The 12,103-nt window shown below is 36.1% G+C and carries 9 protein-coding genes and 3 other annotated features; of the genes, 8 read left to right on the forward strand and 1 reads right to left on the reverse strand.

The features are described 5' to 3' along the window. The first annotated feature begins 91 nt into the window (after positions 1-91). Entirely contained in the window at positions 92-1,516 is a 1,425-nt protein-coding gene (locus tag NSQ59_RS03000; protein WP_055738191.1) for a M1 family metallopeptidase, read from the forward strand. Positions 1,517-1,827: 311 nt separating this feature from the next. On the opposite strand, the gene NSQ59_RS03005 is transcribed toward NSQ59_RS03000, so the two are convergent. Next, complete coding sequence (locus tag NSQ59_RS03005; protein ID WP_340829089.1) at positions 1,828-3,033, reverse strand: COG4705 family protein; 1,206 nt, start codon at positions 3,031-3,033, stop codon at positions 1,828-1,830. 501 nt (positions 3,034-3,534) lie between these two features. Between NSQ59_RS03005 and NSQ59_RS03010 the strand changes: the two genes are divergently transcribed. The 7 genes from NSQ59_RS03010 (at position 3,535) to aroC (ending at position 12,103) form a co-directional block, all read left to right on the forward strand. After that, positions 3,535-4,734 carry an FAD/NAD(P)-binding oxidoreductase gene (locus NSQ59_RS03010; RefSeq protein WP_055738192.1) on the forward strand — a complete coding sequence of 400 codons (1,200 nt, stop codon included), beginning with the start codon at positions 3,535-3,537 and terminating at the stop codon, positions 4,732-4,734. Positions 4,735-4,762: 28 nt separating this feature from the next. Beyond that, a complete protein-coding gene (locus tag NSQ59_RS03015; RefSeq protein WP_055738193.1) occupies positions 4,763-5,320 on the forward strand; it encodes a hypothetical protein in 558 nt (185 codons plus the stop codon). A gap of 99 nt (positions 5,321-5,419) precedes the next feature. Further along, positions 5,420-6,826, forward strand: coding sequence for an MBL fold metallo-hydrolase (locus tag NSQ59_RS03020; RefSeq protein WP_340829092.1), 1,407 nt, complete (start codon positions 5,420-5,422; stop codon positions 6,824-6,826). Positions 6,827-7,000: 174 nt separating this feature from the next. Beyond that, positions 7,001-8,050 (forward strand): PAS domain-containing sensor histidine kinase, encoded by a 1,050-nt coding sequence (locus tag NSQ59_RS03025; RefSeq protein WP_340829095.1) that lies wholly within the window; start codon positions 7,001-7,003, stop codon positions 8,048-8,050. After that, the gene (locus NSQ59_RS03030; RefSeq protein WP_055738196.1) at positions 8,028-8,660 is read left to right on the forward strand and encodes a response regulator transcription factor; all 633 of its coding nucleotides are present in this window, start codon (positions 8,028-8,030) and stop codon (positions 8,658-8,660) included. The genes NSQ59_RS03025 and NSQ59_RS03030 overlap by 23 nt, the downstream gene beginning before the upstream one ends. 205 nt (positions 8,661-8,865) lie before the next feature. After that, positions 8,866-9,095: a binding site (T-box leader), on the forward strand. 43 nt (positions 9,096-9,138) lie between these two features. After that, positions 9,139-9,371 (forward strand) — a binding site (T-box leader). A 43-nt stretch (positions 9,372-9,414) separates the two neighbouring features. After that, positions 9,415-9,648, forward strand: a binding site (T-box leader). Positions 9,649-9,784: 136 nt separating this feature from the next. Next, on the forward strand, positions 9,785-10,861 hold the full coding sequence (locus NSQ59_RS03035; RefSeq protein WP_340829098.1) for a bifunctional 3-deoxy-7-phosphoheptulonate synthase/chorismate mutase: 1,077 nt from the start codon (positions 9,785-9,787) through the stop codon (positions 10,859-10,861). Positions 10,862-10,930: 69 nt separating this feature from the next. Continuing rightward, the gene (gene aroC / locus NSQ59_RS03040; protein WP_055738198.1) at positions 10,931-12,103 is read left to right on the forward strand and encodes a chorismate synthase; all 1,173 of its coding nucleotides are present in this window, start codon (positions 10,931-10,933) and stop codon (positions 12,101-12,103) included.

The following is a 12,103-nucleotide window of genomic DNA, read 5'->3' on the forward strand; positions in this document are numbered from 1 at the left end:
TTATTCTATTAAATTTTTATAGGGACTTGATTTAGATTAAAACGAATAAACCTTCAATTTTTATTATATATTAGTAAAAAATAAGGAGGAGATGAAGATAAAGAATAAGCTGATTCTATTAGCTTGCTTTGTTTTCCTTATGATTGGTCTTTCTTATACTATTTTCAAAACTAATAATGTTAAGAGGGTAGAATCATCTAAAATTAATTCTATGCTTGGTTTTAAACCAAGTTTTATAAAGCAGGGAAACGAAAGTAAATATAGAATTAATCTTACAATGAATACTAATGGTGTCTTCCACATAGAATCTACGATCAAAATCAAAAACACTTCTCCAGATGCATGGAATGAACTGGTGTTTTATTTTATTCCAAATATGTTTACTAGAAAAAATGCTCCACAACTAGAATATCCATCCACAATAAATTTTAAGAAGGTCAAAATTAACGAGAAAAATGTTAGTTTCAAATTAGATGAAGATACTCTCAAAGTATCTTTGTCATCAAAGATTCAACCAAAAAAAGAAACTGTGGTACATTTTTCTTACGATTTCACTCTTCCTGAAAAAGGTATAAGACTGACAAAGAATGGTGATAACTACTTCCTGGCCCAGTTTTATCCTATGCTAGCTACTTACAGAAACCATAAGTGGAATAAAGAAAAATATCAATTTAGGGGAGAATCCTATCATACTGGATTTAGTGATTTTAAGATTACATATGATATCCCTAAAGAATTTACTATTACATCTACAAGCCAAAATGATGAATATCCAAGTGAAAATAGAGGCTCATTTGAGATTAATAACGTTAAAGAGGTTTTTATATCAATTCTTAAAAAGCCTAAATTCGTATTAAAAAAGGAAAACAATGTTTCTATTAGAGTATTCGGAATGGAAAATGATATTGAATTATATAAAGAAATAAGCGATGTAGCTCAAGATGCTTTAAGTTTTTTTCAACAAAATATTGGTCCGTATCCTTTTAAACAGTTGGATATTGTATTGGGAGAAATGGGTATGGAGTATCCCGGAATAATAACAGCCGGTTCAATATATAATAGCCAACAAGTTAGTTCCGAAGCACTTAAGAATATGGTTGTACATGAAATAGCTCACCAATGGTTTTATGCAATTATTAGTAACGATCCTTTTAATGATGCATGGTTAGATGAAGGATTTGCAAATTTCGCTGAATCACTGTATTACTTTTCTTCTACAAAAGAAAAGGTACCCTACAATTTAATAAAAAGGCCATCGAAAGAACTAGTAGTCAATTTACCAATTGATGAGTATAGAAATAATCAAAGTTCATTTATATATGGGAAATCAATGAATATGTTGTGGAAACTGTTTGAAAAAAGAGGAGGAATCAATGAAGCTAAAGAATTCTTAAAGACCTATTATCGGTTATATAAATTTAAGGAATTAAATACACAAGAATTTGTAAGGTTTACCAAAGCTTATTTTAATCTTAAAGATAATTCTGATTTTGAAGGCTGGTTAAAATTAGACTAAGAAATTATATCCTGGAGTAATGTCAGGAAAATGAGCTTAGCGTTGTAAAAACTCGGAAAACATATGTTAATTAGACTATCATATAAAGAGGATAGTTCGTTCAATATATGAGCGAATATCCTCTCTTTTTCTATAAATTGTATCAAATAATTAACAGAAAATGCAGTCTATTATCCCGTGTCAATGCATGTCAAACTACTCTTATCTATTTATTTGAATTTATCTAAGTCTAATGCGAGGTATTTAAAAAAATTGAACGGTACAAAGGTTTATAATTAAAAAAGAACCGCAATTTGCGATTCCTAAGATTATTACTTATTTGCTCCCTTTAGTACATGAAGCGAATTGTTAAGTGCTGATTTACACTTACTAGCATCAGGATTTCCTGTACGAACAGCAGTTAATACAACATAAATAGTTCCGTCAATTTTAGTCCAAGTGGTGCCATCTATTTTTCTAAGCTTAGGTTCCGATGTGTCCCATTGATGTTCCAATTCGTTAGCTTTATTTTTTGCCGATATAAAGTTATTTGAGCTTACATCGTTGAACATATCATTTTCGATTTTTACAAAATCTGATAATTGTCCGCTCAATGTTGCTTGTGAAACATTGGTTTCCAATGCTAAATTATTACTTCTCCAAGTATAACCTCCGATACCCACAATTAAGAAAACACATAATACTACAATCGTTTGTATAAAAACATTCTTCTTGCTACCATTTGTCTGTTCTGTATTTGTTGTTTCCCTTTTAGTAGATATATCAATTTTTGAAACAGCAAGAAAAACAATAATTCCTAATATAGCAATAAGAAAAATGACGCTTGTAATGGTTGTTCCCAAGCCTAAGCCGCCATTCACTTTCGTTTGAGATAGGTAATCTCCTAATGATGCTCCGAGTGGACGAGTAAGAATATACGCAATCCAAAACGCTAATATCCCATTAAGTTTAAAAAACTTATATGCAATATATATAATCGCTATTATAATTACCACGATAATTCCTGTGTTAAGATAACCAAGGCCGAGTTGTTCGGAATATAAATCTCCGACAGCTGTTCCGAGTGCAAATGTGAAAAGGATAGTCAACCAATAGAAAGCTTCTCTTTTTCTTGTATAAATCGAGTGTATAGAAAGTGTTTTTTCACTAAGATACCAAAAAAGAAAAGTTAATCCTAGAAGCACAGAGAATACGGCTGTACTAAGCTCAAGAGGAACTCCCATTCCATCTGTCAAATTATCTGTAACTAATGTTCCGAATACACTAATAAGTACGACTGTTATCCAATAAATGCTTGGAACATATTTAGTTGCTCTAAATTGAAAAAACAAAGCGATGAAAAACGCTATTCCCATAATTATGGTAGTGAAAGATAAACCAAATCCAAGGTTAAAATTTAGAAAATCAGCAAATGTTTCACCGACAGTAGTGCATAGAACTTTGATTATCCAAAAGAAAATAGTAACTTGCGGAACCTTGTTAAGTAAAATTTTCGATTTACTTTGATTTATTGGCATATAGTTGGTCCTTTCTTTGTAGTGTTTCCTACAATTTGATTTTTCTCTCTCGTTAAATAGGAGAACGATCCAATCCCTCATCCTATAATAAATCGTCCCATTAGAAACACGGTGTCATAACATTCTAGTCCGGTTATCACTTCCTATAATGTTGGGTTGTATTAGCTAATACTTTCTAATAGACAACATATTTTGAGTAAAAGTTCATCCACTTTTGGTTTTGAAAAAATTGTTATGGAAACTTAAAAAACTTTACATTTATAGAACTGTCTATCAAAAAGAGGTCTTGTACTTCAAAGGGTTTAAAATGTAATGAATTATATGAAGCTTCTATTTACTACTTAATTATAGGGGGGGTGAATTTTTTGCAATTTATGGATGAGGAACATAGAATCCTCCCATTTGAGGGATTTCCCCTATATATACACTGAAAACGTTTTAATATAATTTACTTACAGTTTTGCCAACTATTATTTCATCACTTTAAAAGGAGGAAGCAGAATGTCTAATATGCTGGGAACAAACATTGCTATTGTAGGAGCCGGTTCTGCCGGGATTTCTATTGCCTCCCGTTTATTAAGGAGTGCTCCTTATCTTAAGGGGAAAGTAATGATCATTGATCCTTCTGAAAAGCATTACTACCAACCATTGTGGACACTAGTCGGCGGGGGAGCTGCGAATATTGAAGACTCTATTCGAGAGCAAGAAACATTAATTCCTGATGGAGCAAAATGGGTGAAAGAAGCAGTACAAGAGTTTCTTCCTGATAAAAATATCATCGTAACTAGTAATGGAACTCAAATACAGTATGAGTATCTTGTTGTTACAGCAGGTCTTCAAATTTACTGGGATAAAGTAAAAGGATTAAAAGAAGCAATCGGGAAAAATGGTGTGTGCAGTAACTACTCGGTGGACTATGTTCAAAGTACATGGGAGGCTATACAAAATTTCAATGGTGGGACAGCTATTTTTACACAACCAAGCACACAAGTAAAATGTGGTGGAGCACCGCAAAAAATCATGTATCTAGCAGATGATTACTTCAGAATTTCAGGTGTACGTCATAAATCATCTATTTTGTTTGCTTGTGGTTTACCGAAGATTTTCGCAGTGAAACGTTATGCAGATACGTTAGAGAAAGTCGTTGAGCGAAAAAACATTGAGGCACAGTATCGAATCGACCTCATTGAAATTGACGGACAAAAGAAAAAAGCTACGTTTAAAAATGTCGATACAAATGAAATCATGACAAAGGATTACGATATGATCCATGTCACTCCGCCAATGGGAGCCCCGCAATTTATTGCCCAAAGTCCGCTTGCAGATGCGGAAGGGTTTGTTGATGTAGATAAATTCACATTAAGACATAATCATTTCCGCAATATTTTTGCAGCGGGAGATTGTTCCAGTTTACCAACATCAAAAACAGGCGCTGCGATTCGTAAACAAGCTCCTGTTGTGGTAGAGAATCTGCTTGCGGTTATGAATAGCAAAGAAATGAAAGCGAAGTACGATGGATATACATCCTGTCCATTAGTAACCGGTTATAACAAGCTAGTATTAGCAGAATTTGACTATGATAAAAATCCACAAGAATCTTTTCCATTCGACCAATCCAAAGAAAGAACGAGTATGTATTTAATGAAGAAGAATTTATTACCGATCATGTACTTTAATGGAATGCTTAAAGGTGTAATGTAAGACAACTTTTAAGGAGAGGGGGAGCATAATGAACATGACGAAAACAGATACGGACTTTGATGTTGTTTTACAAGAGCTAGAGAAGAGTGAACAAATGGAGTCTCTCTTTTATCTAGTAAAGAAACTTCCTGAGTTTACAGCTGCTATTCAATCGATGGAAGATAAATTATCATTTGTGACCAATACCTTAAACGACAAGCATGCGCTAAATAGTCTAGTAAATGATGCTGAAGAAAAGGTAGAAAGCCTACACTTAAATAAAGATCATTTGGAAGCTATGGTGACACTTATTCAATTTTTACCCAAGCTCGTCCCGCTCATTAATAAACTTGAAGAATTAACACTTTTTGTCACGAATACACTCGGAGACTCTAAATCAGTAGATTATTTAATTCGTGGAATAGATGATGTGATACCAATACAAAAAGGGATCGAAATTATGAAGGAAACCAATAACCGTTATCGAGAAAATAAAGATACAGGTCAAATATCTATCCTGCGCATGTATCGATTACTAAAAGATCCTACTATTCAAAAAGGATTTAAGTATTTTGAAACGTTATTGGAGGTTATTAACAAAAAGTAGTTACTGAGGACTTGAGCTTCCTTTTTCGAGGTCCAAAAAAATCAATATTCAATATTGTTATTTACCAAGTTCTGTAAAAGTAAATAGGGGGAATTGAAAATGTTCTTTCGTTCTTTTTTCGATGAAAATTTAGCGCATATGTCTTACTTAGTGGGCTGTCAGCGCACCGGAGAAGCGATTATTATTGATCCTGCTCGTAATCTGCAATTGTATAAAGAAACAGCCGAAAAAGAAGGGCTTGAAATTATCGCTGCAACAGAGACCCATATTCATGCTGACTTTGTATCAGGCTCAAGGGAGGCGGCGAAACAGCTCGGAGCAACATTGTATTTATCAGATGAAGGCGATGAAAACTGGAAATATCAATATCTTGATGAAGTCAATTATGTTCTTCTCAAAGATGGCAGTACATTTACGATTGGATTGGTAGAATTTCAAGTGATGCATACACCTGGGCATACCCCAGAAAGTATTTCTTTCGTACTGACAGATAAAGGCAGCGGATCTACCAAGCCAATGGGAATCTTCTCAGGAGATTTCGTTTTTGTAGGCGATATTGGCCGTCCGGATTTACTTGAAAAAGCGGCAGGTGTTAAAGGGACGGCTAGTTTAGGAGCTAGACAAATGTTCCATTCCTTGAAGAAGTTCAAATCACTTCCGGATTATTTGCAAGTGTGGCCGGCTCATGGAGCGGGCAGTGCCTGTGGGAAAGCATTAGGCGCCGTTCCCGTTTCTACTGTAGGGTATGAAAAATTAAATAACTGGGCGTTGAAAATAGAAGATGAAGAGGAATTTGTTACTACCTTACTTACCGGGCAACCAGAGCCTCCTGCTTATTTTGCAATGATGAAAAAAGTAAATAAACTTGGTCCAGATTATTTGAATGATGGTCCAATTAAAACTTTATCAAGCGTCGAGGAATTAGAACGATTCAGTTCTGAAACGGTTATTTTAGACACACGCTCAGCGAAAGACTTTGCGGCATCTCATTTTAAGGGAGCAATAAATATCCCTTTCGATAAATCCATAACTAATTGGGCTGGTTGGCTAATAGGTTATGATCAAAACATCGTGCTTATTACACCGGAGAAAGATCTAGATTCGATCCGAAAAGCCTTAGCATCGATAGGTTTAGATAAAATTGTTGCTAGAGTAGAACCAGCTATTGCTCTCGAAGATACATCGAATCTTGAAAACTATCGTGAAATAGATGTTCATCAGCTTCAAAAGTTGTTACATGATGACCAATATCACCTTATTGATGTTCGGAATCAATCAGAATGGGATGATGGAAGAATCGAGTCAGCACAACATATAATGCTTGGAACATTAAAGAACCGTTTAAACGAAATTCCAGCTGGAAAAAAATATATTGTTCAATGCCGGTCCGGTGCTCGCTCCGCTATTGCCGCCAGTATTCTTCAAGCAAATGGATTGCATGATGTCTATAATTTAAAAGGTGGCTATATAGCTTGGAAGAAAGAAAATTTACCTATATTAAAATAACGATAGTTAAACCTTAGCTGAACATATCGAATGGCTAGGGTTTTTAATTCCTTTTAATGATATATATGTGTACAAAGACTCATATCTACTAAAAAAAGTAAGTCTCTGCTCATATTGTTTTTCTAAGTTTCTTCTGTGCATAGTAGAAACAGATATTTAATTTTGGAGAGATTTATGGTGAAACAAGATATCGAAAAACTTTTCTTAACGAATATTTTTTATTATATACAAGACGGGATTATTGTCATGACACAATCCAGAGAAATTGTAAAAATGAATCCAGCTGCGGAAAGACTTTCTGGATGGAAAATAGGAGATAAAGTTCCTTATTGTTCTTTTTGTCAGCAAAGAAAATTATGTGATGGCGAGGAAAGATGTTATTTAATCTCGCGAGAAGAGGTTCCTTATTTCTTATCTGAAATGCCTACCTATCATGGGAATATGATAGACGTTGAAATGAGTACAGCGTTAATTTTTGAAGATGATGAGTCGAAAGAAAAATATTATCTCCTCGTCCTTCGTGACCAAGCACTGAAGAAAAAAGAAGAAGAAGCACGTATATCTAAATTAATGCTGAAAAGGCTTACTGAGGCTAAGGAAATGGAGCATAAACGTCTTGCGCAAGAATTACATGACGGTGTCGGACAATCACTGTTTAGTATTGCGATCGCACTAGATAACGTTATTACGAGAGTTCAAGATATAAAACTACATGAATATATAAATGAAGTTCGTGCTGAATTAGGAAAAGTAATGGAAGATGTAAAATCATACTCGCAACAATTAAGGCCTAAAAGTCTTGATGAATTAGGTTTAATTCCTACTATTATATCTCTCATACAATCTTCAGAGAAAAAAATGTCCGGTTCAACCTTTCATTTTTCCTACAATTTCAACGAGCGACTGCATCCTTTGTTAGAGATCAATTTATATCGAGTAATCCAAGAAGCCCTTCATAATATTATGAAATATTCACATGCGACCGAAGTGAATATTAAAGTCGAGAAAAAAGCAGACACTATTTTTATTTCCATAATCGATAATGGTGTAGGCTTTCAGCTTGATGAGAAGAAAGAAGGGCTGGGTTTAAAGCATATGCAAGAACGCATCTCTCAAATTCAAGGCACCATGGTCATCCATTCAGATCTTAATCATGGTACAGCAATAACAATGAATGTACCGATGAATATGGAGGTAGAGGATGAGAGTTTTAATCGTGGATGACCATATTTTAATCAGAAAAGGGATTAAACTTCTTCTTGAATATTACATCGATATAAAAGAAATTATTGAAGCCGGAAACGGATCTGAAGCAATCAGTCTGGCTATCAAGCATCAGCCCGATATTATTTTGATGGATCTATCCATGCCGGATGGGTTAGACGGTTTTACGGCATCAAAAACCATTTTATCAGAAGTAAAGGATACAAAAATTATTTTATTAACGATGCATGATGAAGAAATATATGTTAGAAAGGCAATCCAATATCAGATTCATGGATATTTATTGAAGAACAGTGAGGCGAATGAATTACATGATGCAATCCAAGCTGTGCTCAATGGGAAACGATTCTATAAAACAAAAATTCCAGATGAACAGCTGAAACGGTTAATGATGGCAGAAGTACCTCAGTCTGTTTTAACACAGCGGGAGCAGGAGGTTGTTCGATTAACATCTTTAGGATTTACCAATGTCCAGACTGGACAACAGCTAGGCATTAGTCCGAAAACGGTAGAAAATCATAAATCAAATATCATGCAAAAACTCAGTTTAAAAGACAAGCATGAATTTATGAAATATGCCCTTAAAAATAACCTTGTCGACTTATTTTAGAGTTAAGGGGCTATTCTTGTCTCTTATTCGTATACCTTCATTTTATTCAACAAAAATTGCTCTCGCATAAAATACACATGACAAAATAAAACCCATTGATCGTGTAGTCTCTAAGCTATATTTTGGAAGGAAGTTTTGTTCATTAATAAAAGATTGTTGACTTATCATCTTGAACAAATATATAATGTGAAAAATAATAATTATTCGTTCGGCATTGAAAGGAACATGAGTAGTGTGTGATCTCCCTGTTCAAGAGAGCTGATGGCGGTGCAAATCAGTACAAAGATCAACATGAATTACAGTCCTGGAGCTTCTTTTTCGTAGCAAAGAGTCGTCTTTGTGAAGGGAAAGACGGTCATATGATCGTTAACAAAATCGAGAGGTGAACAAGACTGTTCACAACTAGGGTGGTACCGCGACAAGTTCGTCCCTACTGGAAAACCAGTAGGGACTTTTTTATTATCAAAATTTAATAAGATGCAAGGCAATGAAAGGAAACAAGTAGTGGATGATCTCCCTGTATTCAGAGAGCTGATGGCGGTGCAAATCAGTACAAAGATCAACATGAATTACAATCCTGGAGCTTCTTTTTCGTAGCAAGGAGAAATCTTTGTGAAGGGAAAGACGGTCATATGATCGTTAACAAAATCGAGAGGTGAACAAGTTAGTTGTTCACAACTAGGGTGGTACCGCGACAAGTTCGTCCCTACTGGAAAACCAGTAGGGACTTTTTTATTATCAAAATTTAATAAGATGCAAGGCAATGAAAGGAAACAAGTAGTGGATGATCTCCCTGTATTCAGAGAGCTGATGGCGGTGCAAATCAGTACAAAGATCAACATGAATTACAATCCTGGAGCTTCTTTTTCGTAGCAAGGAGAAATCTTTGTGAAGGGAAAGACGGTCATATGATCGTTAACAAAATCGAGAGGTGAACAAGTTAGTTGTTCACAACTAGGGTGGTACCGCGAGAAGTTTCGTCCCTACTGGAAAACCAGTAGGGGCTTTTTTTTAACCGTCCAAACAAATTTAAAGGAGTTGATGCTTTGTTTAGAAATAATGCTTAGGGGAAACTTCACAAAAAAATTCACGAATTTAATCATAAATATTCAGGAGGAATAAAGATGACAACCAATAAATTAACGCAATTACGAAACAAAATTGATGAGATTAACTTAGAGATGTTACATTTATTGAACGAAAGAGCTGAAGTCGTCCACGAAATTGGAGAAGAGAAGAAAAAACAAGGAGTTAATCGTTTTGATCCTGTTCGTGAACGAGAATCACTTGATTTAATTATTAAACATCACCACGGACATTTTAAAACATCAACTATTCAACATATTTTTAAAGAAATATTTAAAGCAAGCTTAGAGCTTCAAGAAGACGATAGTCGGAAAGTATTGCTAGTGTCGCGGAAGGCGCATCCTGAAAATACCATTGTCGACATTAATGGGGAAACGTTCGGTGATGGAAAACAAAGATTTATTATGGGACCATGTGCGGTTGAAAGCTATGAACAAGTAAGAGAGGTTGCCGTTGCTATGAAAGAGCAAGGCTTAAGCATCATGCGCGGCGGCGCATTTAAGCCACGGACATCACCTTATGACTTCCAAGGCTTAGGGGTAGAAGGCCTGAAGATTTTAAGAGAAGTCGGAAATGAATTGGGGATGTCGATTGTTAGTGAAATTGTTTCCCCTAATGATGTAGAGCTTGCACTAGACTACGTAGATGTTATTCAAGTTGGGGCTCGCAATATGCAAAACTTCGATTTACTGAAAACAGTCGGGAAAGTAAATAAACCAATTCTTTTAAAACGGGGACTTTCTGCCACGATTGAAGAGTTCATCCATGCAGCGGAGTACATCATTTCACAAGGTAATAATCAAATCATTTTATGTGAGCGCGGGATTCGCACTTATGAAAAAGCGACAAGAAATACGTTGGATATTTCGGCCGTGCCGATTTTGAAAAAAGAAACTCATCTCCCAGTGGTAGTTGATGTGACACATTCGACAGGAAGACGAGATTTACTGCTACCAACAGCGAAAGCAGCGATGGCCATTGGTGCTGATGCAATTATGGCGGAAGTACATCCGGACCCAGCAGTTGCACTATCAGATTCTGCACAGCAAATGGATATTCCGCAGTTTCATAAGTTTATTCAGCAATTAAAAACGTTGCAAGAAAAGTTAGCGTAAGAGCATTTTTATAAAAAATAGAATAATAGATCCCTGTGGTTCAGCAGGGGTCAAAGGAGGATGTCAACAATGAGACATATTACAGCAGGTGAATCACATGGTCCGCAGCTGACAACGATTATCGAGGGGTTACCCGCGGGGATGCCTTTAACTGCAGAGGATATTAATAAGGAACTTGCCAGCCGTCAAAAAGGCTATGGACGCGGAAGAAGAATGCAAATTGAAACCGATATGGTAAATATCACTGGAGGTGTTCGCCATGGCCTTACATTAGGATCACCGTTATCCCTTGTCGTTGAAAATAATGATTGGAAGCATTGGACTAAAATTATGGGGATTGAACCATTGGATCTGGAAAATCAAGAAGAAGTGAAACGAAAGGTAACGAGGCCAAGGCCAGGTCACGCTGATTTAGTTGGTGGAATGAAGTACGGGCATCGCGATATGAGAAATGTTCTAGAGAGATCCTCAGCCCGTGAGACAACGGTAAGGGTTGCAGCTGGGGCAGTTGCTAAAAAGCTCCTTTCAATGCTTGGGATTGAAGTTGCCGGACATGTTTTAGAAATTGGCGGAGTGAGAGCAAACCCACCAAAATACGAGAGTATTCAAGAATTACAGCATAAAACCGAAGATTCTCCTGTTCGCTGTTTTGATGAAAAAGTGGAAAAACAGATGATGGAGGCCATTGATCAGGCAAAAGCAAAAGGAGATTCGATTGGCGGTATTGTCGAAGTGATTGTGGAAGGCATGCCGATTGGCGTAGGGAGTTATGTTCACTATGATCGGAAGCTGGATGCAAAAATTGCTCAAGCAATGTTAAGTATAAATGCTTTTAAGGGTGTAGAGTTTGGCTTAGGCTTTGAGATGGCGAGAATGCCGGGCAGTGAAGTGCATGATGAAATTATCTGGAATGAGGATGAAGGATATGTTCGTTCAACTAATAGATTAGGAGGTTTTGAAGGCGGAATGACGACAGGTATGCCGATCGTTGTGAGAGGGGTAATGAAGCCAATTCCTACCTTATATAAACCGTTGAAAAGCGTTGATATTGATACAAAAGAGCCTTTTACAGCAAGTATCGAACGCTCCGATAGCTGTGCCGTTCCAGCTGCAAGTGTCGTGGCAGAAGCAGTTGTCGCATGGGAGCTGGCAGCCGCTATAACCGAGCAATTTAGCAGTGATCGTTTTGAGCTATTGAAGCAATCCATTGAAGAGCACAGAGTATATACTAGGGGATTTTAA

Origin of the sequence: Margalitia sp. FSL K6-0131, assembly GCF_038008735.1 — a bacterium.
In the GTDB taxonomy this organism is placed as follows: domain Bacteria; phylum Bacillota; class Bacilli; order Bacillales; family Bacillaceae_C; genus Margalitia; species Margalitia shackletonii.

Coding starts and splice junctions, on each gene's coding strand:
- NSQ59_RS03000 (WP_055738191.1), top strand. CDS start 92: ATGAAGATAAAGAATAAGCTGATTCTATTAGCTTGCTTTGTTTTCCTT.
- NSQ59_RS03005 (WP_340829089.1), bottom strand. CDS start 3,033: ATGCCAATAAATCAAAGTAAATCGAAAATTTTACTTAACAAGGTTCCG.
- NSQ59_RS03010 (WP_055738192.1), top strand. CDS start 3,535: ATGTCTAATATGCTGGGAACAAACATTGCTATTGTAGGAGCCGGTTCT.
- NSQ59_RS03015 (WP_055738193.1), top strand. CDS start 4,763: ATGAACATGACGAAAACAGATACGGACTTTGATGTTGTTTTACAAGAG.
- NSQ59_RS03020 (WP_340829092.1), top strand. CDS start 5,420: ATGTTCTTTCGTTCTTTTTTCGATGAAAATTTAGCGCATATGTCTTAC.
- NSQ59_RS03025 (WP_340829095.1), top strand. CDS start 7,001: ATGGTGAAACAAGATATCGAAAAACTTTTCTTAACGAATATTTTTTAT.
- NSQ59_RS03030 (WP_055738196.1), top strand. CDS start 8,028: ATGAGAGTTTTAATCGTGGATGACCATATTTTAATCAGAAAAGGGATT.
- NSQ59_RS03035 (WP_340829098.1), top strand. CDS start 9,785: ATGACAACCAATAAATTAACGCAATTACGAAACAAAATTGATGAGATT.
- aroC (WP_055738198.1), top strand. CDS start 10,931: ATGAGACATATTACAGCAGGTGAATCACATGGTCCGCAGCTGACAACG.